This window comes from Desulfosporomusa polytropa (assembly GCF_055380075.1).
The window spans coordinates 3,294,436-3,318,289 of record NZ_AP042400.1 but is presented as its reverse complement, the minus strand read 5'-3'; the positions used below and the strand labels follow the sequence as shown (position 1 = coordinate 3,318,289).

General features: G+C 42.9%; 24 protein-coding genes and 2 riboswitches. All 24 genes read left to right on the top strand.

Features of this window, described 5'->3' with window-relative positions:
- Positions 1 to 516: 516 nt before the first annotated feature.
- The 24 genes from ACZ449_RS17345 to ACZ449_RS17230 all read left to right on the top strand — a co-directional run bounded on the left by ACZ449_RS17345 (position 517) and on the right by ACZ449_RS17230 (position 23,833).
- Positions 517 to 2,490 carry a methyl-accepting chemotaxis protein gene (locus ACZ449_RS17345; protein ID WP_464257316.1) on the top strand — a complete coding sequence of 658 codons (1,974 nt, stop codon included), beginning with the start codon at positions 517 to 519 and terminating at the stop codon, positions 2,488 to 2,490.
- A gap of 554 nt (positions 2,491 to 3,044) precedes the next feature.
- The gene (locus ACZ449_RS17340) at positions 3,045 to 3,872 is read left to right on the top strand and encodes a TIGR04282 family arsenosugar biosynthesis glycosyltransferase (protein ID WP_464257315.1); all 828 of its coding nucleotides are present in this window, start codon (positions 3,045 to 3,047) and stop codon (positions 3,870 to 3,872) included.
- A 47-nt stretch (positions 3,873 to 3,919) separates the two neighbouring features.
- Entirely contained in the window at positions 3,920 to 5,014 is a 1,095-nt protein-coding gene (locus tag ACZ449_RS17335) for a heterodisulfide reductase-related iron-sulfur binding cluster (protein ID WP_464257314.1), read from the top strand.
- A 19-nt stretch (positions 5,015 to 5,033) separates the two neighbouring features.
- Entirely contained in the window at positions 5,034 to 5,984 is a 951-nt protein-coding gene (locus tag ACZ449_RS17330) for a DUF169 domain-containing protein (protein WP_464257313.1), read from the top strand.
- Between the two features lie 35 nt (positions 5,985 to 6,019).
- The gene (locus ACZ449_RS17325; protein WP_464257312.1) at positions 6,020 to 8,215 is read left to right on the top strand and encodes a molybdopterin-containing oxidoreductase family protein; all 2,196 of its coding nucleotides are present in this window, start codon (positions 6,020 to 6,022) and stop codon (positions 8,213 to 8,215) included.
- Positions 8,215 to 8,757 carry a 4Fe-4S dicluster domain-containing protein gene (locus ACZ449_RS17320; protein WP_464257311.1) on the top strand — a complete coding sequence of 181 codons (543 nt, stop codon included), beginning with the start codon at positions 8,215 to 8,217 and terminating at the stop codon, positions 8,755 to 8,757. Before ACZ449_RS17325 ends, ACZ449_RS17320 begins: the two co-directional genes overlap by 1 nt.
- Positions 8,758 to 8,771: 14 nt before the next feature.
- Positions 8,772 to 9,737, top strand: coding sequence for an NrfD/PsrC family molybdoenzyme membrane anchor subunit (gene nrfD / locus ACZ449_RS17315; protein WP_464257310.1), 966 nt, complete (start codon positions 8,772 to 8,774; stop codon positions 9,735 to 9,737).
- A gap of 14 nt (positions 9,738 to 9,751) precedes the next feature.
- Positions 9,752 to 10,216, top strand: coding sequence for a GNAT family N-acetyltransferase (locus ACZ449_RS17310; RefSeq protein WP_464257309.1), 465 nt, complete (start codon positions 9,752 to 9,754; stop codon positions 10,214 to 10,216).
- A gap of 41 nt (positions 10,217 to 10,257) precedes the next feature.
- On the top strand, positions 10,258 to 11,046 hold the full coding sequence (locus tag ACZ449_RS17305; protein ID WP_464257308.1) for an MBL fold metallo-hydrolase: 789 nt from the start codon (positions 10,258 to 10,260) through the stop codon (positions 11,044 to 11,046).
- Positions 11,047 to 11,074: 28 nt separating this feature from the next.
- Positions 11,075 to 11,668: a flavin reductase family protein gene (locus ACZ449_RS17300; protein ID WP_464257307.1), complete on the top strand. Its 594-nt coding sequence runs from the start codon at positions 11,075 to 11,077 to the stop codon at positions 11,666 to 11,668.
- 16 nt (positions 11,669 to 11,684) lie between these two features.
- Positions 11,685 to 11,816, top strand: a riboswitch (molybdenum cofactor riboswitch).
- Positions 11,817 to 12,093: 277 nt separating this feature from the next.
- A riboswitch (molybdenum cofactor riboswitch) is annotated at positions 12,094 to 12,223 on the top strand.
- A 194-nt stretch (positions 12,224 to 12,417) separates the two neighbouring features.
- Positions 12,418 to 13,398: a GTP 3',8-cyclase MoaA gene (gene moaA / locus ACZ449_RS17295; RefSeq protein WP_464257306.1), complete on the top strand. Its 981-nt coding sequence runs from the start codon at positions 12,418 to 12,420 to the stop codon at positions 13,396 to 13,398.
- A 2-nt stretch (positions 13,399 to 13,400) separates the two neighbouring features.
- A complete protein-coding gene (moaC, locus tag ACZ449_RS17290) occupies positions 13,401 to 13,877 on the top strand; it encodes a cyclic pyranopterin monophosphate synthase MoaC (RefSeq protein ID WP_464257305.1) in 477 nt (158 codons plus the stop codon).
- A gap of 27 nt (positions 13,878 to 13,904) precedes the next feature.
- Positions 13,905 to 14,393, top strand: coding sequence for a MogA/MoaB family molybdenum cofactor biosynthesis protein (locus ACZ449_RS17285; protein ID WP_464257304.1), 489 nt, complete (start codon positions 13,905 to 13,907; stop codon positions 14,391 to 14,393).
- A gap of 46 nt (positions 14,394 to 14,439) precedes the next feature.
- A complete protein-coding gene (locus ACZ449_RS17280) occupies positions 14,440 to 14,874 on the top strand; it encodes an MOSC domain-containing protein (RefSeq protein ID WP_464257303.1) in 435 nt (144 codons plus the stop codon).
- A gap of 38 nt (positions 14,875 to 14,912) precedes the next feature.
- Positions 14,913 to 15,935 carry a molybdopterin-binding protein gene (locus ACZ449_RS17275; RefSeq protein WP_464257302.1) on the top strand — a complete coding sequence of 341 codons (1,023 nt, stop codon included), beginning with the start codon at positions 14,913 to 14,915 and terminating at the stop codon, positions 15,933 to 15,935.
- A 23-nt stretch (positions 15,936 to 15,958) separates the two neighbouring features.
- The gene (locus ACZ449_RS17270; RefSeq protein WP_464257301.1) at positions 15,959 to 17,197 is read left to right on the top strand and encodes a molybdopterin molybdotransferase MoeA; all 1,239 of its coding nucleotides are present in this window, start codon (positions 15,959 to 15,961) and stop codon (positions 17,195 to 17,197) included.
- A 175-nt stretch (positions 17,198 to 17,372) separates the two neighbouring features.
- Positions 17,373 to 18,632, top strand: a complete 1,260-nt coding sequence (locus ACZ449_RS17265) for a [FeFe] hydrogenase, group A (protein ID WP_464257300.1) — start codon at positions 17,373 to 17,375, stop codon at positions 18,630 to 18,632.
- Between the two features lie 12 nt (positions 18,633 to 18,644).
- Positions 18,645 to 18,956, top strand: coding sequence for an iron hydrogenase small subunit (locus ACZ449_RS17260; protein WP_464257299.1), 312 nt, complete (start codon positions 18,645 to 18,647; stop codon positions 18,954 to 18,956).
- A gap of 12 nt (positions 18,957 to 18,968) precedes the next feature.
- Positions 18,969 to 19,670 (top strand): cytochrome b/b6 domain-containing protein, encoded by a 702-nt coding sequence (locus ACZ449_RS17255; protein ID WP_464257298.1) that lies wholly within the window; start codon positions 18,969 to 18,971, stop codon positions 19,668 to 19,670.
- Positions 19,671 to 19,916: 246 nt separating this feature from the next.
- On the top strand, positions 19,917 to 20,510 hold the full coding sequence (mobA, locus tag ACZ449_RS17250; RefSeq protein WP_464257297.1) for a molybdenum cofactor guanylyltransferase: 594 nt from the start codon (positions 19,917 to 19,919) through the stop codon (positions 20,508 to 20,510).
- Positions 20,511 to 20,536: 26 nt separating this feature from the next.
- Positions 20,537 to 21,058 (top strand): molybdopterin-guanine dinucleotide biosynthesis protein B, encoded by a 522-nt coding sequence (gene mobB, locus ACZ449_RS17245; protein WP_464257296.1) that lies wholly within the window; start codon positions 20,537 to 20,539, stop codon positions 21,056 to 21,058.
- Between the two features lie 94 nt (positions 21,059 to 21,152).
- The gene (locus ACZ449_RS17240) at positions 21,153 to 21,338 is read left to right on the top strand and encodes a hypothetical protein (protein ID WP_464257295.1); all 186 of its coding nucleotides are present in this window, start codon (positions 21,153 to 21,155) and stop codon (positions 21,336 to 21,338) included.
- A gap of 35 nt (positions 21,339 to 21,373) precedes the next feature.
- Positions 21,374 to 22,252, top strand: coding sequence for a radical SAM protein (locus tag ACZ449_RS17235; protein WP_464257294.1), 879 nt, complete (start codon positions 21,374 to 21,376; stop codon positions 22,250 to 22,252).
- Between the two features lie 177 nt (positions 22,253 to 22,429).
- Positions 22,430 to 23,833, top strand: coding sequence for a DASS family sodium-coupled anion symporter (locus ACZ449_RS17230; protein ID WP_464257293.1), 1,404 nt, complete (start codon positions 22,430 to 22,432; stop codon positions 23,831 to 23,833).
- Positions 23,834 to 23,854: the final 21 nt, after the last annotated feature.

Sequence of the window (23,854 nt, the reverse complement as noted above, 5' to 3'; positions counted from 1 at the left end):
AAATTTAATTAAAGAACGTATATGAGAAATCATAGCCTCATCCTAACGGAATGTACGTCACCACTACTAGAAATTTTTACTGCTGACCGAAGGTTGCCTGAGGCGTCCGGTCAGCATTTTTTGTTTGAACTTCTAGAATAAAATACGTGTTTGAAAAAGAGAGGAGGAAGTAGTATGTGCTGGGTCTGTAATCCATCCTGTGGGAAATGTAAACCACCGATTCAAATAGTAAAATGTCCTGGATGTGGTGCTCATAATTTAGCCAATAGTAAGAAATGTAAAAAATGTCGGTCGATTCTACCGGAGCCTGTTGAACAATCTGCCATTAGGTGTCGATATAGCGGGATGATGTGCGCGAATCCTTGTAATAGACATCAAGATATTCCTAAAGATGGTGTCGTAAGACCTTGCAACCGAAATACACCACCGAAAAAGGATTTAAGTATACCTGAATCAAGTACTGGAAGTTAACTGGCAATGGTTAGTGTTAAATAATAGTAAATGGGAGCGATTTTTGTGAAAAGTATTAAAGCTAAACTGCTGGTGGCGATTATCACTCTTTTCGTGGTGACGCTCGCCTTTCTGGCGGGGCTAAATTATTGGCAGGCAAAGAAAATTATTACAAAAGATATCGAAGTGGAAATTACCAATCTGGTACAAAACAGTGGTAAAGAAATCGGCATGTGGTTGGCAGGAACTGAGACGGAGATGGCTACTATCGCTAGATCGCCGATCTCAGTTAGTGGCAACCGTGAGGTTATTGCACCTTACCTTGGCGCAGAATTGAGCAAGAATAAGATTTACGAAAACATCCTTTGGATTGACAATAGTGGAAATTACTTTGATTCCAAAGGTGAAACCGGGAACTTGGCTGATCGCGACTATTTTAAACGGGGGATAAAGGGAGAAACCGCCATTTCTGACCCGGTTGTTTCCAAAGGAACAGGTAAGCTCATTGTGGTTATTGCCGTCCCTATCCAAACCAATGGTCGCATTATCGGTGTTTTGGCTGGGCCGGTCAACGTTGAGGAAGTGGAAAGAAAGGTTCTCGGTATACAAGTTGGAAAAACCGGTTATGCCTTCTTGCTTCGTGAAGATGGGTTAACCATTATCCATCCCAATAAAGATGTTGCCAATAAGACAAATGTGTTGACCGATCCTAACGCCAACCCCGCGCTGAAGGCGGCAGAGGGGAAAATGGTGAAAGGCGAAAGCGGTCTTGCAAGCTACGAATATGACGGTTCGTTAAAGTATTTGGCTTACGCACCGGTAGCGGGAACGAGCTGGTCTATCGGAGTCAATGTACCAATAAGTGAAGTGACCAGCAAATTGGACGCTTTTACCTGGATTTCCATTGGTACTATCATCATAGTGCTTATTATTGCCAGTTCGGGCATTCTGATGATGGCTTCTCGCATTTCCAAGCCATTGCAAGCATTGGAGGTAGCAGCAAACGGCATAGCTGCTGGCGATCTTAGCGTGACAGAGATCAACGTCAATTCCCAGGATGAACTGGGGCATTTGGCGAGAGCATTTGAAATGATGGCTGGGAATTTGCGCAACCTAGTGCGGCAGATCAGCAGTACTTCAGAGCAGGTTGCTGCTTCCTCAGAAGAACTGACCGCCAACGCCGATCAGTCAGCCCAGGCCGCTAGCCAGGTGGCTGGCTCCATTGTCGAAACGGCTCAGGGAGCCGAACGCCAGACCGGCGCTGTAACTAAAGCCGTAGATTTTATGCAACAGATTACGAGTGAAGCACGGCAGCAAGCCGACAAAACACGAAATGCAGTGAACATTGCCAGCAGAGCGGTGAATTCGGCTACAGAAGGCAATAAAGCAGTTACTACTGCGGTGAGTCAGATGAACAGTATTAGGCAGACGGTAGATAATTCAGCTCAAGTGGTCGCTGAACTGGGCGAACGCTCCAAGGAGATCGGGCAGATTGTCGAAACGATATCTGGTATTGCCAGCCAGACAAATCTATTAGCACTAAATGCTGCCATTGAGGCGGCGCGCGCTGGTGAACAAGGTCGAGGTTTCGCAGTGGTAGCCGAGGAGGTCCGCAAGCTGGCAGAACAATCGCAGGAGGCGGCAAAAAAGATCGCTGAACTTATTAGCGATATTCAAGGAAAGACGGATAAGGCGGTTACAGCCATGGCCAACGGTACCAAGGAAGTCAGACGGGGATCTGAAGTCGTGGATCAAGCCGGCATAGCCTTCCGGGATATTAACGGGCATGTGAAAGAGGTCGCAGACATTGCGCAGGGAGCCGCGGATGGGATGGATGGATTGGCTATTAACAGTGAAAAGGTACTTGAGACAGTGAAGGAAGTGGAAATGATAAGCCGAGATATATCCAGCCAGGCGCAGACTGTTTCCGCTGCAACTCAAGAACAGTCGGCTTCAATGGAAGAGATCGCGTCTTCCAGTCAGAATCTAGCTGAATTGGCAGAACAATTGCAAAGTGCAGTTAATAAATTCAGGATTTAAGTATAGCTATTTATGAAGGTTGCAGTTTATCCAAGAAGCGGACGGTGGTAAAGTCGAATTTTGTAAGCAGCGATGATTTGCCATAGTCCCAAAATAGAAAAATTAAGTCAATTTGATTCGTTTTGTTATAGCGATAAAAAGTAGTTATATAAGGAATTTCAGGATTTTGTCACTATAATTTAGTTGGCATGAAATTTGCATTTAGATATCTATAGAAATATAATGAATTCATTTTTCCTCTCTATCTGGGGGGGAAGAAGGGTTGTTGTTTTTAAAATGAGACAAAAAAAATGTGATGATTCTCAAAATGAAAAAAAGAAATAAACATCACAAAACTTGATAGGGCCGCAAACGCTTTAATTATAAGGAGTTGTAGGAGTTGATAATAAAATAACTAATTGGCACGAATTTTGCATTAAATAGTATTCAGATAATAATATAAATGAACATAAAGAGAAAAATACTGAGCTAACAGATGCAAGACAGTCCACATTGGCAATGTGCTTGGTATAGAATTAAAAGTTGGATGAATCGGATTTATAGGAGGAATAGTAATGCACAGTGCAATAGTTGTATTTACCAAAGTTCCTAAGGCCGGAGAAACTAAAACCCGGCTTACTACAGATCGTGGTGGTATATTGACGCCGGAAGAGGCTATGGCTTTTTATGAAGGCTGCCTGTTAGATGTAATTAATGTTTGTATCGAAGCGAAAAGCGGCGATATTCTGGTTTGTTACAATCATGATGGGGATCGCGAAAATCTGGAAAAACTGTTGTCCAAGGTTTCTGATCGCTCGCAAATTAAAGAAGTTTATCCGGACCAAGGTGGCAACTTTGACCAATGCATGCAATATGCCGCTGATTATATTTTGAAAAATGGGGCTCCGGAACGGTTAGCTGATAGTGTGATTCTTGTCGGCGGAGACTTGCCTAGTTTGCAGCCTTCCATCCTAAAGGATGCTGTTTGTAAACTGGGACAACTGGCGACAAGTGAAAATGGGCTGAAAGTGGCCCGTAAAATTGATACTGTTTCCCAGACACTGGGGGCAGCGTTAGTGGAAGGAGCTTGTCAGGAAGGCGGCTTTTCTGTTGTCGGTTTTACCTGCACGACGCCCTTTGATTTCAACCGGGTATTTTACAATTCGGACGGGATAACCGCACTGGATATGTTGGTTACTAAGGCGGTACAGCAAGATATTCCGTTTGGTATAGTGGAAGCTGCTTCTGATGTTGACATTCCAGTGGATTTAGCAAGTATGATTCCAGTTGTCAGGGCATTAGAATTAGCAGCGCGTTGCGATAAAAATATTAAGGTACCAGTAAATACCATTGCAATTTTAAATGAGATAGGCTTGGAAACTACAGCAGTTAAACATCGTTGATCAAAACCCATGTAATAAATCGTGGCGTTCTTAAGGGGAGATCTTGCATGGATACGCTAGCGGAAAACTGTATTGAGTGTGGGAAATGTACTGCTATTTGCCAATTCTTGGCGAAAACAGAAAAAACACCCGCGATTATAGCGAAACAAGGGGCTGAGGTTAGCGAGGCCTTTAGTTGTTCACTATGCGGAGCCTGTGAGGCTGTTTGTCCACTAGGACTAAGCCCCAAAGAAATGTTTGCCAGCCGAAGGAATGAAGCAGTAGCTAATGGTGAATTGGATATTGATGAATATCGGTATCTATTTCCTGATAGAAAAAACAATGTTATGAATGTTTACCGCAGCTATTGCGGTATTGACTATCGTGATATAGAAAATGTCGGCAGTGGTGGAACTTGGTTTTTTCCTGGCTGTACCTTGTTGACTTATTCGCCGGAACTAACGCGTGAGGTTTATCGCAGGTTACAAAGTGACTGCAATTGTCAGGGCATATGGACAGAGTGTTGTAGCAAACCTTTGATTCAAATGGGTTTGCAGCAAAGAGCTGAAACCATGCAGGCCGGGTTAAGGGAATTTGTGCAAAAACATAACATTACCAGACTTATTACCGCCTGTCCAGGTTGTTATTATCAATTGAAAAACGTCTTTGAGTCTTGTGATGTTAGTATTCAGACAGTGTATGAAGTGTTAAAAATTGAGCCGCTTAAGCGGACTGACAAAATCAAGTGCACCATTCATGATGCCTGTCCGGACCGGTTTGAACTTACGTTTGCCAATCAGGTGCGTCAAGCGTTGGAACAAAGTGGGTTTTCTATAATAGAAATGAAACACAGTAAAGAGCAAGCAATTTGTTGTGGCAGCGGTGGGCAGATTTCCCATTTCAATCCAGAATTGACACAAGAACTTGTACAGCAAAGACTGAATGAAGCTCAGCTCTCCGGAGCCGATATACTGGTAGGGTATTGCTTAAGTTGTGTATTGAAATTTGATGCAGCTAATTCGCCTATTCCAGTAACTCATGCGTTACACTTGTTGCTGGATCAACATAAAGACTTCACTGGGGCGAAAGCACGAGTGGCTAAAATGCTTACAGGTGCTGATGGGGAAAAAATTTGGGAACAAATTATGACAGAGGACAGGTAAGAAAAGGAGACCAAGCAGCGTGAATAATAATGAACTTGCCACAGCACTTACAAAAATGTTGACACTTAGGTGGTCACCAGTTGCTGTAAAACTAGTAAAGCCTGGTGAAAAAATTCCGGAAAAAGTAACCCAGCCTTCGGTTCCGCTAAGACACTGTCAGGCTATCACCCTTGCTCGGCGTGGTAATAGCTTATACATGCCACCCAGTCGGCATGCCTGCCCAGATGGAGCGGCAATTATGGGGCTGGTTCCGATGTCTCCTAAATTGCGCTCTGGTGAATTATATCTGTTGTTTAAAAAGTTACCGAACATTGAATGTGCACAAAAGATGATAGCCACCCGGCAGGAGTTTGAAGCAGGAACCTATGCGGCGACTGTGCTTGCTCCGCTTGAAGATGCCACTTTTGAACCAGATGTAGTTATTTTTACTATGTATCCTGAGCAAATGATGTGGCTAATGTGTGCATCCAGCTATAGCACGGGGGAACGGCATAATTTCCATACTTCAGGTTACAACTCCACTTGTGCCGATCTGACTGTACAGGTTATGAAAACGCAACAAATGAACATTTCTTTTGGTTGTTATGGTGCCAGAGCCGTTAGCGATATTAGTGATTTTGAAGCCTATGTTTCTGTACCGTTTCAACAGCTGCCCACACTGGTAGGGGCACTGGAAAAATTATCGGCAAAAAGTATTCCGGAAGCGCGGCGGCGGATTTATATGCCGCCAGTTATTGATAAAGTAGCTTACGCTGAACCGGTAGGAGGTACTTCGGTTGATGTTCGTATTGACAGCGACCAGTGTACCGGCTGTGGTTTATGTGAAGCGTTTTGTCCGGAAGCCGTAATTACGATGGTGACTGTGGATGGGCAGCAAAAGGCAAGTGCATCAGCTGCCGAGAAGTGCTGTGCCTGCTATACTTGTGCCGGGCAGTGTCCGCAAAAGGCCATACAGCTGACAGTCAGGTAAACAAACTAAAATTGCATAAAATTGGGGGATAAAGGATGAGTGAAGTAAAAAAGGCGGCATGTCATTTCTGTCATATGAATTGTGGCATGCTGGCAACAGTCGAAAATGGAGTGGTAACAAAGGTTGTGGGAGACCCGGAGCATCCATTTAATGCAGGGGCGCAATGTCCTCGGGGAGTTTTGGCATTAGATCACCTCAACCACCCCAACCGGATCAACTATCCTCTTAAACGGGTAGGTGAACGTGGGTCAGGTCAATTCAAACGGGTATCCTGGGAAGAAGCATTAGATGACATTGCGGCGCGTTTAACTGCGTTAAAAGAAAAATATGGTGCTGAGACAATCACTACTACCGGAGGAACTAACCGGACTGACGATTTTGCCCGCAGGCGTTTCTTCAATCTCGTGGGCAGTCCTAATGTTGTTCATACAGCTCCTGTGTGCTGGATACCCAACTTTTTAACTGAGGCAGCTTCTTATGGTTGGGCTGCTTTCGATCCTGAAGTTGCAGGGTCCAAATGTGCTGTTATTTGGGGTCATAATGGCGGGTCTTCTTATTTACCGGAAATGCGCGGTATGTTGCAAGCAAAAGAGAATGGTACCAAAATTATCGTTATTGATCCAAACTTCAGTGAAACAGCCTCAAAGGCCGATATCTGGATGCCTTTAAAACCAGGCTCAGACAATGCTCTGGCCCTTGCCTGGTTAAATGTTATTATTAGCGAAGGTTTATATGATTTTAACTTCGTTGACGAATGGACAGTAGGATTTGACGAATTAGCTGAAAGGGTGGAAGAGTACACTCCTGAATGGGCAGCCGAAAAAACCGGTATTTCTCCGGAATTGATTGCGGAGACTGCCAGAATATATGCCATGAGCAAGCCGGCTTGTATTGTTTGGGGGGTTGCAACTGATCAATTAGGTAAAGGCAGTTCAGCTTCAGCGCAAGCGCGGGTTGCGCTGCGGGTTATTTGTGGCAATCTAGATGTTCCGGGCGGCGATGTCATGCCTGGTCCTCATCCGACCTTTATTACTGACTGGGAAATGGAATTAAACGATATGCTGCCGGAAGAGCAGCGGGCAAAACAATTGGGGTCAGATCGGTTTAAACTACAGTCCTGGCCAGGCTACAAACTGCTAACAGAAAATATGCTGCGCGTGTGGGGCAAAAGTATTCCGGCAGAATGGTTTTGTGAAGCTAATCCTTCGACCGTATTTCGAGCCATGGCGACAGAAAAACCCTATCCGGTAAAAGCCTGTATCACATTGGCCAATAACCCGCTGGTGTCGTACGCAAACTCCAAACTAGTTTATGAAGGATTAAAAAATCTTGATTTGTATGTAGTGATGGAGTATTGGATGACGCCGTCAGCTATGCTGGCTGATTATATTTTGCCAGCCGCCTCTTGGTTAGAGCGACCGGTTATGACAACCACATATGGTGTTTCCGATTGGTTGATTGCTTCTGAAAAAGCAATTGAACCTATGTATGAACGTAAAACTGATACAGAGTTTTGGTCAGAACTTGGTCATAGAATGGGGCAAGCAGAGCATTGGCCTTGGAAAACTGATGAAGAAATATTCAAATACCGGCTTGATCCACTAGGCTTAGAACTTGAGAGTTACGAAGAATTTGTTGAGCTCTATCGGATGCATTTTGCTGACAGGGAATACCGGAAGTTCGAAACTCGTGGTGTGGCTACACCGTCAGGAAAAGTTGAATTGAAAATTTCGATTTTTGAGCAACTTGGCTATGATCCATTGCCCCACTATGTTGCACCACCGTTTAGTGCGGAAGCTAAGCCTGAATTAGCCGAGCAATATCCCTTAAGCCTTGTTGCTGGTGGTGGGTTTATGCCTTTCTTCCATTCGGAACATCGGGAAATAACAAGAATCAGACTGCTTAGGCCCTATCCACGGGTTTCCATTAATCCGGCTCTTGCCCAAAAAATGGACATCAAGGAAGGCGAGTGGGTTTGGATTGAAACGCCAACCGGCAAGGTTAAGCAGACCGCATTTATCACCTCGGCCGTAGCACCTGATGTCATTCAGGCAGAACGTGGTTGGTGGTTCCCTGAAAAGGAAATGAAAGCGCCGAGCTTAATGGGCGTATTTGAATCCAATATTAATGTATGCGTGGATGACGATCCGGACACCTTAGATGAGCTTTGCGGTAGTTTTTGCGCTAGAGGCGTTATGTGCCGGATTTCGAAAGTGGAGGGGAACGACTAATGCACTGGGGAATGCTAATTGATTTGACAAAATGTGTTGGCTGCCATGCCTGCACGATTGCTTGCCAAAATGAAAACAAATTACCTTTTGATATGAAATACTGTAAGGTTTCCAAGGTGGGGCCAATTGGGGAGTATCCGAATTTAACTTCCTATAATATTACGCTAGGGTGTATGCATTGCCAAGATGCCCCCTGTGTTGACGGTTGTCCTACTGGTGCTAGTCACCACCGGGAAGATGGTATCGTGACAATCGATCCGGATAAATGCGTAGGCTGTCAATTCTGTATGGTAGTTTGCCCCTATGGTGTGCGCCAAATGAATAAAGAAACTGGAGTCGTTGAAAAATGCTCCATGTGTTTTGAGCGCTTAGACGAGGGTATGGTTACACGGTGTGTAGAAACCTGCCAGTTAAAGGCAAGACATGTCGGTGATCTTGACGATCCTGATAGTGAAATCGTGAAATTGATACGAAAAAATAATGCACAGCCGTTGTACCCGCATTTAGGAACTAAACCATCGATTTACTATATTATGCCGTAGGAGGAGGGACTAGCATGGAAAAACAGCAAGAATATTGGGGAAGTCAACCAGCATGGTACTTCTTTCTAGCCGCAATGGGAGCGATGATGTTTGTTATTGCTGCAGTAACAGACTTGGTAGGAAATCCAATAGCCGGACAAATTAACGGCTGGGTAAGTATCGTGGCATTAGCAGCGGCCGGAGTAGGCGCATTGTTACTATTAGAAGAGTTAACTCATAAAACCAAGGGGCATTTGGTTAATGCACGTCCGTTTGCTTCTGTTATGAGTTTTGGCTCACTCATACAAAGTTTGTATATACCTTTGGTTTTTGTATATGGAACATTTTTCTTCAGTTTTATTCCTTGGGCAGGATTGGGTTGGCTCAAAACGATTGTTGCGGTTTTGGCTATTATAGCGGCGTTGCTCTATGTTACCTACCCAGGCGTAGAGCTGGGTGAAGCAAAAGGCAGAAGCTTTTGGAATGGTGGCGGACTGATTGGTGTTTTCCTAATCAATGGGACTGCAACTGGGGCTGCCGCATTAACTCTGGTGTTGTGTATATTGGGTTATGGTGAGGATGCTTATACTGTTACCATTACGAATGTATTGGCCGCTTTGTTAGTTGCTCAGCTATTTACTATACCTGGCTATGTATTAGGAATGAAGTTGTCATCAGCCGAAGAAGCGCGGCGGGGAGCCAATAAATTATGGAGTGGCGAGTTTAGCTCAGCTTTTTGGGGTGGAGTCGTTATCTTCGGAACGATAGTGCCAATGATAGTTAGCTTGCTATTTAGCTCTGTATATTGGTTGGCTATGGCAGCTGTATTGGTTCTTATTGGCGGGGTTTCTTTCAGAATCGATTTCTTACGAGCTGCAGTACGAGTTGTTTTGCCTGGTGAAGAAAAGGATGAAATGAGTAGAAAAGAAATCGCCAAGCTGGCTAGTGCACTGGAAACCCGTTGGCAGGAAAAGGCTAGTTGGTTAAATCCACAAAAATAAGTAGAGGTATTACTATGAACGACATAGCATTTGCCACTAGCGAAGAGGAAGATGAATTACAAGATTTATTCACAAGCTACGGTATGGGTCTTGCTGGCGATATTGAGGAACACGTACTGGTAAAAGTAGATGACAAAGTGTTAGCTGGGGCGATGTTATCTCAAATTGATACTAACTTCTTTCATTTGTTAGTATTTGCCGTAAGAGAAGAAGGACGTAACAGGGGAATCGGCAGTCAACTGTTACAAGAATTGCTCAAAAAACCTGAAATGTACTGTCATACTCCCTTTGACAGTATTGACAGCTCTTACAAGATTTCGACAGTTGCCAAAGGTGACGCTGTACATTTTTATGAAAAAAACGGGTTTGTCGCTTGTGATTTTTCCGCACTAGCAGAGCCTTATGATGAGCAGTGTGGAAAATGTCCGGACAAAGAGGACTGTAAGCCTGTTGCGATGATCATTGCATGTCATAAATAACAGTATCTTACAAGAATAGGTACAATGAGGAGAGAACTGACGTGGAAGCAACTTTCATATTACTGGGGACTGGTGCAGGGCCTGGCTTACCTTCCTTCTTTTGTGATTGTGTGGGATGCCAGGAAGCCAGAAACAATCCGGAGTTAGCCAGAACACGCAGTGGAGCATTCATCGACACCGGTACTAGCAAGATACTTATTGATGCTTCTCCGGATTTACGGCGTCAACTTATCAAAGAAAACATTACCCAAGTTGACTGTATATTTATGACTCATTGGCACTACGATCATTTTGGCGGACTTGGAGAACTTGAATATTATGTTAAATTAGCTAGAAACGAAGCGATTCCTATATTCTTACCACCAAGTGCAGTAAGACAGTTTACAGAGGCGTTCCCTAATTTGTCCGAAGTTTTTGAGGTTAAATCATGGGAGTTTAACAAGCAATATTGTTTGGGTGCATTACACTTGACTCCTTTGCCTGCAAATCACGGGATAGAAACGGCGGGTTTTTTGCTGGAATCAACGGGTAATAGGCTTGCCTATTACCCGGATACCGCTGGGCTTCCGGCAGCTAGCGCTGCCAAGGTGTGTGGGGTTGATTGGTTGATATGTGATGCGACTTTTCATGGCGAGAATTGGTTTCCCCATGTTCATATGTCAATTGAGCAGGCCGTTGATCTTGGCAACCAAATTCGAGCTAAAAGAACGGTGATTACTCATTTGGCGATCCATTACAGCCAACCAGTGACCACAAAGCAGCTTGCTGAGGAAGTTGCAAAATATGAGAATGTATATGTCGCTTATGATGGAATGCGTATTAAACTTTAGAATTGTTTACGAATGAAGAGGTGGGAGTATGAAAAAGTCTCTAGGAACTAAATTATTTGCTATGCCCTCTCCGGTATGGGTTGTAGGAAGCTACGATGCTAGCGATCAGCCTAATATTATGACTGTTGCGTGGGGTGGGATATGTTGTTCGGCTCCCCCATGTATAGCAATTTCATTGCGAAAATCACGATTGACGTATACTAACATTCTTCAGCAGAAAGCATTTACGATTAATATACCATCAGTGCAACATATCGCTGAAGCAGATTATATTGGTCTTGTTTCAGGTAAAAATACAGATAAATTTGGCGTGACTGGCCTTACTCCGATAAGAAGTGATAATGTTAACGCGCCATATGTTAGTGAGTTTCCCTTAGCTTTTGAGTGCAAACTCCTTCATGCTATTGAAATGGGGGCTCACACGCAATTCATAGGTCAAATTCTTGGCGTCAAAGCAGATGAAGAAATTCTTGATTCAAATGGAACCCCGATGGCTAGTATGATTAATCCATTAATTAGTAGTGCTTCAGACCGCTCGTATTATGCATTTGGAGAATATTTAGGTCAAGCCCATTCACATGGACTGACATTTTTGGATAACCATGAGGGTGAATTGAATTGATATAGATTCACAACTGAATAAAACTGGCACTCCGAACTGCATGACCTAAAGTTATCCATGGTCTGGCAGTCTGAACTACAAGTTCACGGGGTAGTGAAAGAAATTTCACTACCACCCAATCTGGGAAAGGAGGCGCTTCATGAGTTGTTGATATGAAAACTTCTGTGCGCTTTGCATAGAAGTTTTATTTTTCAGACAACAAGTATAACTGTCCATAAGAACTAGCAACAAACAAAATGAAAAAGAAGATTGTTTATTTCAAAATGATACAAAATGATACGATTTTCCCAAAATAAAAAAATAAATAATATATCACAAAAGCTAAGAACGCAATAAAGGCTTTATTTACAAGAGTTTTCTTGGATTGGATAATAGGAAAACTGATTGGCACGAATTTTGCAATAAAGAGTATTTAGAATAATAAATAAAAACTGGCACTCCGAGCTGCATGACCTAAAGTTATCCATGGTCTGGCAGTCTGAACAACTAGTTCACGGGGTAGTGAAAGAAATTTCACTACCACCCAATCTGGGAAAGGAGGCGCTTCATGAGTTTTGAGACAAAAACTTCTGTGCGCTTCTCGCAGAAGTTTTATTTAGTCTACCAGACAATATAAATATTTTCTGGTAGACATAAGAACGACTAAGGCTTGTGCCAGCGTCCTAAAGGACGCCGGCACAAGCCAAGTCTTATCTTATATTCTGAAAGAGATTTCGTTCTATTTAATCTAGGAAGGGAGTGAATGAACTGTGTTTGACAGTTATGCTCGAAGCATTGACTATTTGCGGGTTTCTGTTACAAATAGGTGTAATTTACGATGCAAATATTGTATGCCTGAAGAGGGAGTAGAAGATCTTGGTCATGATATAATACTAAGCCTGGAAGAAATTGCTCATCTCGTTAAGGTTGCTGCCCGGATAGGAATTCAAAAGGTTAGGTTGACAGGTGGAGAGCCACTTGTTCGTAGAAATATTACTAAACTTATTGCAGATATCGCCCAAATTCCAAAGATTAACGATATAGCGATTACGACAAACGGAATGCTATTTGCTGACATGGCAGAAGAACTAAAAACAGCCGGTTTAACTAGGGTTAATTTCAGTTTAGATAGTCTTGATCCGGAAACGTTCAGATATATTACCACTCGAGGCAGCCTGAATGATGTGATTCGTTCGATTTCCAAAGCATTGGAAATGGGTATGGCACCAATAAAAATTAATACTGTGGTTATGAAAGGCATTAATGACCACGAAATATTGGATTTTGTTGAACTAGCAAAAAAAATGCCGCTTCATGTGCGATTTATTGAATTTATGCCTGTAGGGGATTTGCCCTTTTATAAAACAGACCGGGTGGTGACGGTAAGTCAGATTAGAGAGACCATTGAACAAAAATACGAGTTGTATAAAGGTGCAGTAATACAAGGGAATGGCCCGGCCAAATCGTACCGAATACGCGGTGGAATGGGGACAGTTGGTTTTATCAGTGCCATGAGTGATCATTTTTGCAGTGAATGCAATCGAATCCGCATGACAGCCGATGGTAAACTCCGGGGTTGCTTGTTCGCCAAAGAAGAGTTTAATTTAAAATTGGCACTGCAAAATCATGCCAGCGACGAAAAATTGGCAGATATCTTTAGCAAGGCAATTAGAGAGAAGCCACAACGCCATCATATGGATGAAGGTTGGGGTGCGGACAATAAACGTAAGATGTACCAAATAGGGGGATAATAATGGATTTTACGCATTTCAATAATGACGGATATGCTCGCATGGTGGATGTCAGTGAAAAAAATGATACTGTGCGTACAGCTACAGCACAGGCCGTTGTTCATATGCAACCCGCTACCCTGCAAGCTATAAAGAGTGGCGGTATCAAAAAAGGGGACGTTTTGGGAGTTGCCCAGGTAGCCGGTATTATGGGGGCAAAACAAACGTCCAGCCTTATTCCTATGTGCCATCCCCTAATGTTGACTTCTGTAGACATTGAGTTTGAAATAGACGAATTAAATTCAAACATAATCATACGCTGCCAGGTTAAAACCACAGGAAAAACCGGTGTGGAGATGGAGGCAATCAGTGGTGTCAGTGTTGCGGCTATGACCATCTATGATATGAGCAAAGCTATTGACCGCTGGATGGAGATTACCGATATAAAGCTTATGGAAAAAATGGGCGGCAAAAGTGGCCATGTTAAGCGAGATATATAGAGAAGGTTATTTTATAGAGGTGATACGATGTACAAGACAGGGATACTTATCCTGAGTGACAAGGGCGCCAGGGGAGAACGGCAGGATTTGAGTGGCCAGCAAATACGGGAATCTCTAGGACCTCAATATAGCATTGAATATTACAAAATTATACCAGATGAAAAAGATCAAATCGTGAAAGAGCTTTGTTATATCTGTGATGAATTAGCACCGGCACTTTTACTTACCTCCGGGGGAACTGGCTTTTCCCATCGTGATGTAACTCCAGATGCTACCGGGGAAGTGATTGAAAAAGTTGTTCCAGGGATACCGGAAGCAATGCGGTACTATGGTTTGCAAAAAACACCAAAGGCTATGTTATCAAGAGCGACAGCCGGAATTCGGGGAAAGACACTTATTATTAATTTGCCAGGTAGTGTTAAAGGAGTGCGGGAATCGCTTGAAGCTATTATGCCGGCTCTTAATCATGCGTTAGATATTATGCTGGGGACAGCTTCCGAGTGTGGACAGGGTTAATGTAAAAATTCATGGTTGCTTTTGTTAGTATACGGGGGGAATAAATGTGGCAAAGGTATTGGCAGTAAATATAAGTGAAAAAAAAGGTGAGCCTAAGCAGGCCATCGCAAAGGGTTATTTTGAAGTGAACTCAGGCTTGCAAGGGGATGCACATGCCGGTGATTGGCACAGACAGGTAAGTCTGCTTGGAAACGAGAGTATTGATAAGATTAGAAACATGGGGTTTGATCAGCTTGAAACAGGAAGTTTTGCCGAAAATATTACTACGGAAGGTATCATTTTGTTTGAGCTTCCTGTAGGAACTAAACTTAAGATCGGCGAAACACTGATGGAAGTGACACAAATCGGTAAAGAGTGTCACAAAGGGTGTGCCATCAGAGAAAAGACCGGAGACTGCGTTATGCCTAGAGAAGGCATATTTACCATAGTGCTTACCCCAGGATGGATAAAAGCCGGTGATCCAATAGAGCGGATCGGTTAAAGTTACTTTTCTAGGATAAAACGAGAGGGGAAAAATCGATGCAGATAGTCAGAGTGGAAGACGCAATAGGCAATGTGCTATGTCACGACATTACTAAAATAATACCAGGCGAATTCAAGGGAGAAGCCTTTAAAAAAGGGCACATCATTACAGAAGAAGATATACCAGATCTTTTAAAGCTGGGTAAAGAACATCTCTATGTGTGGGAAATGAAAAAAGGATTTTTGCATGAAAATGACGCGGGGCTACGTCTTGCCCGAGCCGTAAAGGGACAAGGACTTAGCATGACTGAACCCAGTGAAGGCAAGATTACTCTTATCGCCGAGCATGATGGAATGCTTGTTATAAATGAAGAGGATCTAAATCGTATTAATATGATTGAAGAGATTGTTGTTGCTACCCGTAATAATAACAGGCCTGTGAAAAAGGGAGATAAGATAGCAGGTGTTCGGGTTATCCCCTTACTTGTTGATGAAACAAAAATAGAAATGGTTGAGAAAATTGCGCAGCAAACCGAGGTTACTGCCGTTAAAGCGTTTCACCCTTATAAAGTGGGCGTTATTACGACAGGAAGTGAAGTTTATCATGGGCGCATTCAGGATAAATTCGGGCCAGTTGTAAAAGCAAAGGTTGAAGGATTTGGGTGCAAAGTACTTGAACACATCCTTGTCCCTGATGATGCAGAGCAAATAGCACAGGCGGTGAAATCATTAATAGCTAATGGTGCTGAGCTGATATTAACAACTGGGGGAATGTCGGTAGATCCTGATGATGTGACTCCTAGTGGTATTAGAAAAGCAGGTGCGAAAATTGTAACCTATGGTGCCCCTGTATTGCCAGGTGCTATGCTGATGGTAGCGTATTTGGGGAAAGTACCGGTTTTAGGGCTTCCGGGCTGTGTTATGTATCACAAAACGACTGTGTTTGACCTTATCTTGCCGTTAGTTCTGACAGGTCAGCAGATTACAAGGCCAATGGTTGTGAAACTTGGGATGGGTGGCTTATGTTTGGAATGTGAGGTTTGTCAGTATCCTGCCTGTTCGTTTGGTACTGGTGCGTGAAAAAGAAGCAGGAGGTAGAAAAAATGAAGACAGGTATTTCATTAGAAGAAGCGCAGACATTGTTATTGAAATTTACCCATCCGGTTAATGAATGTCAGGTGGCGTTGACTGACTCTGTCGGCAGAATTTTAAGTCAAGATATACAAACAGCTATAAATCTACCGCCATTTGACAAATCTCCTTTGGATGGTTATGCTTTACAGGCGAAAGATACAGAAGCCGCTAGTTCATCAAATCCTGCAACCCTGGAAGTTATTGAGGAAGTGCGGGCTGGCTATATGCCTAAAAAACAAGTAACTTCGGGAACGGCTATCAAGGTTATGACCGGGGCTCCGTTACCAAAGGGCGCAGATGTAATTATTAAATTTGAGGATGTAACAAGAACCGAGAATAAGGTCGATCTATATTATCCTCTAAAATCAGGAAATGATATCATTCGAGCCGGTGAGGATTTACGGCAGGGAGAAGTTATTGCTAAGAGAGGTGCGGTGTTGACTCCACCACTTGTGGGGCTGTTAGCTTCAATTGGATTAGATAAAATACCGGTGTTTAGTAAAACTAGAATAGCTATTCTTAGTACCGGTGACGAAGTGATTGATCCAGCAGAAGAACTCAGGCCAGGTAAGATATATAATTCCAATCAACATTTTCTAAGTGCCTATTGTTCACAACTAGGGGCAGCACCTGTGTTAATGGGAATTGTTCCTGATGAAAAAGCAGCTATAGTTGAGCGCCTTACCCAAGCATTAGATGTAGCAGATTTAGTAATTACTACTGGGGGCGTTTCAGTAGGCGATTACGATATAGTACCAGCCGCTTTTAAGGAAATTGGGGCAGATATCATTTTTCGAAAAATTGATATGAAACCAGGTTCGCCGATGATAGCTGCAAGCCACAATAATAAATTAATTATTGGCCTTTCGGGAAACCCTGCCGCCGCCTACATAACCTTTGATTTGATTGTTGTGCCTTTAATTAAAATCATGCTCGGGCTTGAGCAAAAAATGCCGCTCAAATTTTCGGCAATTCTGAAAGACAGCTTCAATAAATCAAGTACACAGCGCAGATTTTTACGGGCAAAAGTACAGACAATTAACAATACTAATTATATAGAACTTACAGGCGCGCAAAGTAATGGCGTTCTGAAATCCATGGTTGCCTGTAATGCGCTAATTGATGTGCCGGCGGGAAGTGGTCCGCTACTAGCCGGGCAGGAAGTTTCCGCAGTTATGGTAGGAAGCGGCAGTGAACTTTTTATATAAGTGTGTCAACGGAAACAAGCTTAGGCAGTACCCTATATCATTGGTTTAAATAGTTTTTTTAGTAAATCAGAAAGTTATTTTACTTTCTGATTTACTAAGCTAACTCAGTTCTCGTCAATCGCCACAGGTTTGATGCGAGCCAAGTTATCTTAAATTTTATAGGGGAGGTCTAAATTTGAAAGGATTTCAAGGGCATGAGTTAACGAGCGTTATTGAAATCGATCGCAAGGCTTGTAAAGGCTGCGATTCCTGCAAGTCGTTTTGTCCGGCAGAAGCTATCGACGGCAAATATGGAGCCGTTCATACGATCAACAGTGAGAGATGCATCTCTTGTGGACAATGTTTGATAAATTGTCCTTTTGGGGCACCGAAGGATAAGGTTGACGTTGTTGACAAAGTGCTCGCGCAACTAAAAAACAAACAGCTCACTGTTGTCGCAACAATTGCTCCGGCAGTTCGCGTTGCTATCGGTGAGGAGTTCGGCATGGAACCCGGCAGTCTGGTAACTGAAAAAATGTATGGAGCAATGAAACAGGCTGGGTTTAAGGTTCTTGACACTAACTTTACTGCTGACCAGACCATTATGGAAGAAGGCATGGAGCTTATTGGTAAGATCCGCCACTATGCGTTAGGCGAGCCAGCAGAGCATCATTTAGGACCTTTGCCACAGTTTACCTCGTGTTGTCCGGCTTGGGTTCGGTATTGTGAGCTGTATTATCCTGAACTTTTGCCAAATATGTCTTCTGCCAAGTCACCAATGATGATGGCTGGAGCACTTGGTAAAACCTATGGTGCTAAAGAAGTTTGGAAGGTTAATCCAGAAGATATCTTCATGGTAGGCGTTATGCCTTGCACGGCCAAAAAATTCGAGGCTTCTCGTCCTGAATTCAACAGCGCTTCTCAGTATTGGAAGACGCAAGGCAGAACCGGGAACTATCCTGATATCGATGTAGTGCTCACTACCCGGGATTTAGCCCGTTTGTTTAAAAAGTTAAATATTGATCTTAAGACTGTTGCTGAGTTTACTGACAAGGATAATCCCTTGGCCCAGTACAGTGGTGCAGGTACGATCTTTGCTAATACCGGCGGCGTAATGGAAGCTGCTTTACGGACAGCCTATTTTGTAATCACTGGCAAGGAACTGGATGTGCTTGAATTCAAGCCTGTTCGCGGTCTCAAAGGCGTAAAGGAAGCCAGTGTTACCATGAAAGATGTGAAAACAGGTAAAGAAGTTACCTTGAAAGTAGCAGTAGCTCATGGCACCAAAGAAAACGTGAAACCGCTATTGGAAGAAGTCAAAGCTGGTAAATCACCGTATCATTTCATCGAAATCATGAATTGTCCGGCCGGCTGTGTTAATGGCGGTGGTCAGCCAATCAATCCAATGGGTACTTCCTGGCTGGATAAAGCCAAGGCTGTACTGCCTTGGTCATAAGGAGGGAACACAATGGCGCAGTATGATTATATAGAAAAGGCCGTCAAGGTCTCACGGCGTGAATTCATAGGAATCGTGGGTGTAGCCGGTGCCATCCTATGGACTGGGGCCTATGTTGCAACAGATTTGGTACAAGACCGCACAAAATACATCAAGATGCGGGCACAAGGCATCTATAACGATGATGTAAAATCAAAAATCCGTCAGAGTCATAACAATCAGGCAGTTACTGATGTGTACGAAAAATTTGCCAAGAATCCACTCAGTAATTTGGCCGAAGAACTGTTTCATACTAAGTATGTAGACAGAACGAAATTAGGGTAGGAGGGATAATTGATGAGTGATCATGATGAACATGGACCGCGGGTACTCAAGCACCCTCTTATCTCGCGGCTATTTCACTGGGGATTAATAATAGGTTTTTTACCAGCAGCCATTACCGGATTTTTTATTTGGCTAAAACCATTTGGTGAAGATCTGCAAAATTTGATTATGCAAATCCATATTGTTGGTGCCTGCGTTCTTACGTTATCGTGTATTTTTTACACCATCTTTGCTTTGGACAGAATTGTGGCCTTTACTCGTCGAATATTTACCTTTGATGAGCGGGATATGGCCTGGATGAAGATTTGCGGTGGCTATCCGCAGAAAATTCTATTAGGCAAAACCATTCCGGTACCGCCGATGGGTAAAATGAACTCTGGCCAAAAACAAATGGGAATTATGATGTTGTTTGGTGGTATACTGTTGATTGTTACTGGTTGGGCCTTATACGCCTTCCTGCCAGTAGCTCCTAAAGCAGCCATGTACTGGTTTGATATGGTGCACTTGGTGGTTGGTATCGTCCTGGGGCTGAGTGTATTTGCCCATATCTTCCTCGGCATTTACAATTGGGGCGAGTTCTTGTGCATGTTTGGTGACGGAACTCAGCCACTTCATGAGGCTGAGCATCACAACCCGGTTTGGGTTGAAAACGAAATTGTACGAGTAAAAGTAACTGCGTCTGTGCCTGTTACAGGGCAGCAGCATGCACGTTAGTGAACTCGTTTCAGCCAAGCTGAAACATCGGGGGTTCAGGTGGAGAGTCTACTCCACCTGAACTGACGCCGCCTATAGAGGCGGGAGTCTTGACTCGTACGCTAAGATAAAATGGAACAGAAGTAGTTCACTGTTTTGAACAGATCTATATACAAAACGTAAAAAAATTGCAGGTGGGTGGTGTGTTGTAAAACACCCCCTGCAAAAATATAATGGAAATACAATCAATGGGTTAGGGGGACTATTATGGCGGTAAGTGGTATAATTTTGGCAGGCGGACGTAGCTCACGCATGGGGCGTGATAAAACACTGCTATTAATTAAAAATGAAACTCTTATCGAGCGTACTGTGCGAAAATTGCGAGGTTTTGTGGATGAAATAATTATTGCCAGTAACCACACGGCAAAATATGATTTGCCGGGAATTGTGGAGGTTCCAGATAGCTACCCGGGTATGGGACCACTTGGCGGAATGCACGCAGGGCTTATGGTCGCAAAGCATCAGTATTCATTTATTGTCTCATGTGATATGCCATTTTTTACAGAAGAGTTAGCCAGGTATTTGCTGGAGCGAAAAGCAGGCTATGACGTAGTAGTTCCCGAGATAAGAAACCGGTTGGAACCACTTTGCGCAGTCTATTCCCGCGATTGCATAAAACCCATCGAACAGTGTTTACAAGCAGGTGTTAGCCAAGTATACAGATTTTACCCCGATGTAAGAGTCTGTAAAATAGTGGAAAGCGATTTAGGGCAGATCGGAGACCTTAAAGAAATATTTTGTAACCTGAATACACCAGAAGATTTATCCTGTCTTGGCGAGATCCATAAACCGGTTAGTTAGCTATAATAAAGGAGCGCAATGATAAAATGAATAACCAGTTTACGCCTGTAATATCTTTTGTTGCTAAATCATCAGGATCAGGAAAAACTACTTTATTGGAAAAAGTAATAAAAAGGCTCAAAGACGAGGGAATCAAAATTGCCGTTATTAAACATGATGCTCATCAATTTGAGATAGATAAACCAGGTAAGGATACTTGGAAACTAGCGCAGGCAGGTGCAGATATTGTTGCAATATCTTCAACTGAAAAAGTTGCTATCATTGAAAAAGTGGAAGAAGAGAAAAAACTTGATGAAGTAATTGCAATGCTTTCTGGTGTGGATCTAGTACTTACAGAAGGTTTTAAGCGTAGTGATAAGCCTAAAATTGAAGTTTTTCGCTCAGAGGTTCATAAGGAGTTATTGTGTAGTGCTAAGGAATTGGTCGCGATAGCTAGTGATGTTGAATGGAATATTGGCGTTCCTTGCTACGATATTAATGATGTAGAAGGAATTGTCAAAGAAGTTTTACAGTATATGAAAAATTTTTCAGCCGCTAAACCTGTGTAGTATCATCCTAGTCTCTAGGTTTTGCATGATATAAAATTATAAGCAGGTCAATTTGTAGCTGAGTCCTAAAAATATCTGATTGAGGTGTTGTACTATGGAAACATATGAAGTTAAGTATCGGGTTTTCCCAACTGCAGGTGAGGTTTTTTTAATGATGAATACAGTAGAAACGAATAGTCCGGAAAATGCTAAGAAAATGGTATATAGCATGCTGTTTAGAAATAAACCGAAGAAAGCAAAAGTTAAGTTTATGTATGTGCGCAAAGTAACAAATAATTAATCGGTGCTTGATTGTGGGGAGAGAAGAGATTCATTATGAGATATGAAGGAGATATTTACAGCCCCCATATAGCAGGGGATGATTACATACTTCAGTGTACGATTGGTTGTAGTCATAATCAATGCACATTTTGCTATATGTACAAAAATAAAAAATATCGAATTCGTGAACTACATGAAATATTGCAAGATATTGAGCTTGCAAAAAAATATTATGGTGATATCGAAAAAGTTTTCCTTGCAGATGGTGATGCTCTAAGTATGCCAACAGAAGACTTGGTAACGATCTTAGATTGTCTATATGATACATTTCCTACTCTTACATATGTTGGAATTTACGCGAGCGCAGTTAGCATACTAGATAAATCGCTCGCAGAATTGGAAGAACTTCAAAAACACGGGCTAGTTGAGGCTCACTTGGGAGTAGAAAGCGGAGATGAGCAAGTTCTTCGTGATATACGAAAAGGAGTCAGCCGCACGGAAATGGTGCAAGCAGGGAGAAAAATAAAAGAGGCGGGTATCAATTTATTTGTTACTGTGATTGTAGGACTGGCTGGAAAAACGCCTAAAGCTCAGGAACATGCAAAGAATACGGCTCAAATCTGTAATGAGATACAGCCAGATTATATAGGAATGCTAACGATTATAGTGCAGCCAGGAACCGAGCTCTATGAGAAAAGCCAACAAGGCGAGTTTGAAGTCCCGGAAAAAATGGAAATATTGGAAGAGATGCGTTTAATGATTCAAGATATGGAGTTGAATCATTCCGGTATTACATCGCTTCATCCATCTAACTGTATTTATTTGCAAGGCTTGCTGCCTGAAGATAAAGACCAACTTATGCGAACGCTTACTCAGATTATAGATAATAAAGACGTTTCCCAGCTCCGGTCACGAGATACCGAAAAGGTGTAATAGCACCATTTTGGTCAATAGTTATTAGAATTAAACAAATTGTCTAACATATACAGGGCTGCATGGCCCTGTTTTCGTTATTTGACAAGGAGTAAACTAGTAATAGTAAAAAGGTTTTGTAACATGGGAGAGAAAGTGGTAGTATTAAAGAAGTTTTTTATGTAAGGAGATGAGTATGTGAAAGTACGCTTTGCCAAAATTGCCGTTTTGTTGAGTGTTGCCGTAGTGTTTTTTTCTTATCCGGCCCCCAGTGGCTTAAGCGTAACGGCGTGGCATTTATTTGGTGTTTTTGTTGCTTTAATACTAGGACTTATTTTACAACCATGTCCTGAACCGACGTTGCTATTGGTTATTACAACATTGGCAAGTATATTTGTTCTACCCATTCAAGCGATATTAGTTGGATATACTGATGCAATGCTGTGGCTGACACTAGTGGCCATGATGATTGGTGTCGGCCTGAAAAAGTCCGGACTTACCCGGCGGGTTGGACTTTGGTTAATTTGTCGTTTCGGCAAAACAACACTGCGGATTGGTTACATTTTAAGTTTTATTGATATGATACTAGCTACTAGTACGCCGTCTTCACCGGCCCGGACAGGCGGGTTGGTGTACCCACTGGCTGAGGGGGTTATTAATGCCAGCAGTTCTAGTCTGGAAGGTAAACAGCGAACCGGTGCCTATTTTACTTTGCTGGCATTTAATGCCAGTATGCTTTCAGGCGGGTTGTTCATGACTGGGATGGGGCCAAATCTGATTAATGTTAAGCTAGCTCAGGATGTGTTAGGCATAAGTATTAGTTGGCCATTATGGACCCTGGCTGCGCTGCCAGGGTTTATCGGTTTTTTGTTGACACCCTATATTGTATCTAAGCTATGCCCGCCGGAGTCTGCCTCGATGGTCGAGGTGCGAGCAAGAGCTAGCCGGGAATTGTCAGGCATGGGTTGTATTACTAGGAACGAGTTAACTGCGATTGGAATATTTTTCACGATATTGATTCTATGGTCTACAGGTACGATAACCAAAGTGGATAGTACGCTGGTCGCCTTTATTGGTGTATCGCTTATGCTGGTCACTGGCGTTCTCGATTGGGAGGACTTGGCTGAAACCAAAGAAATGTGGTCACTTCTCATCTGGTTTGGTGCTATTTTGGGCTTTTCAGTGGCACTGACCAAGTTGGAATTTTTTACTTGGTTTGCCGGTGTTATCAAACTAATGTTGCCGACCGCTGGCCTGGGGGCCTATTCGATTTTGCTCTTAGTCGCGGCGCTGGCCATTGTGCCACACTATTTTTTTGTATCCTATACTGGCTATGTGGTAGCCTTTTCACCACTTATTTTTTCGTTTGTAGCGGCTACCGATGTACCCCGCTATCCGGCCTTTTTTGTGTTAGCCTATTTAATGATTATTTCGTGTACACTGACTCATTATGGCAACGCGTTAGGGCCATTCTTGATGGAAAAGGGATATAATGATAAAAAGACTTGGTGGCTTGTTGGTACAGTGATTACCTTGCTGCATGCCGCGCTGTATTTGACAGTCGGCGTTGGGTATTGGCGGCTAATTGGATTATGGTATTAGTAGTACGTTATTTTGATAGGA

Excerpts from the sequence above, each read along its gene's own strand:
- ACZ449_RS17285 (WP_464257304.1), top strand. The coding sequence starts at position 13,905 with ATGTACAAGACAGGGATACTTATCCTGAGTGACAAGGGCGCCAGGGGA.
- ACZ449_RS17260 (WP_464257299.1), top strand. The coding sequence starts at position 18,645 with ATGGCGCAGTATGATTATATAGAAAAGGCCGTCAAGGTCTCACGGCGT.
- ACZ449_RS17275 (WP_464257302.1), top strand. The coding sequence starts at position 14,913 with ATGCAGATAGTCAGAGTGGAAGACGCAATAGGCAATGTGCTATGTCAC.
- ACZ449_RS17335 (WP_464257314.1), top strand. The coding sequence starts at position 3,920 with ATGGATACGCTAGCGGAAAACTGTATTGAGTGTGGGAAATGTACTGCT.
- mobA (WP_464257297.1), top strand. The coding sequence starts at position 19,917 with ATGGCGGTAAGTGGTATAATTTTGGCAGGCGGACGTAGCTCACGCATG.
- ACZ449_RS17310 (WP_464257309.1), top strand. The coding sequence starts at position 9,752 with ATGAACGACATAGCATTTGCCACTAGCGAAGAGGAAGATGAATTACAA.
- ACZ449_RS17235 (WP_464257294.1), top strand. The coding sequence starts at position 21,374 with ATGAGATATGAAGGAGATATTTACAGCCCCCATATAGCAGGGGATGAT.
- ACZ449_RS17255 (WP_464257298.1), top strand. The coding sequence starts at position 18,969 with ATGAGTGATCATGATGAACATGGACCGCGGGTACTCAAGCACCCTCTT.
- mobB (WP_464257296.1), top strand. The coding sequence starts at position 20,537 with ATGAATAACCAGTTTACGCCTGTAATATCTTTTGTTGCTAAATCATCA.
- ACZ449_RS17325 (WP_464257312.1), top strand. The coding sequence starts at position 6,020 with ATGAGTGAAGTAAAAAAGGCGGCATGTCATTTCTGTCATATGAATTGT.
- ACZ449_RS17340 (WP_464257315.1), top strand. The coding sequence starts at position 3,045 with ATGCACAGTGCAATAGTTGTATTTACCAAAGTTCCTAAGGCCGGAGAA.
- ACZ449_RS17270 (WP_464257301.1), top strand. The coding sequence starts at position 15,959 with ATGAAGACAGGTATTTCATTAGAAGAAGCGCAGACATTGTTATTGAAA.
- nrfD (WP_464257310.1), top strand. The coding sequence starts at position 8,772 with ATGGAAAAACAGCAAGAATATTGGGGAAGTCAACCAGCATGGTACTTC.
- ACZ449_RS17240 (WP_464257295.1), top strand. The coding sequence starts at position 21,153 with ATGGAAACATATGAAGTTAAGTATCGGGTTTTCCCAACTGCAGGTGAG.
- ACZ449_RS17320 (WP_464257311.1), top strand. The coding sequence starts at position 8,215 with ATGCACTGGGGAATGCTAATTGATTTGACAAAATGTGTTGGCTGCCAT.
- moaC (WP_464257305.1), top strand. The coding sequence starts at position 13,401 with ATGGATTTTACGCATTTCAATAATGACGGATATGCTCGCATGGTGGAT.
- ACZ449_RS17300 (WP_464257307.1), top strand. The coding sequence starts at position 11,075 with ATGAAAAAGTCTCTAGGAACTAAATTATTTGCTATGCCCTCTCCGGTA.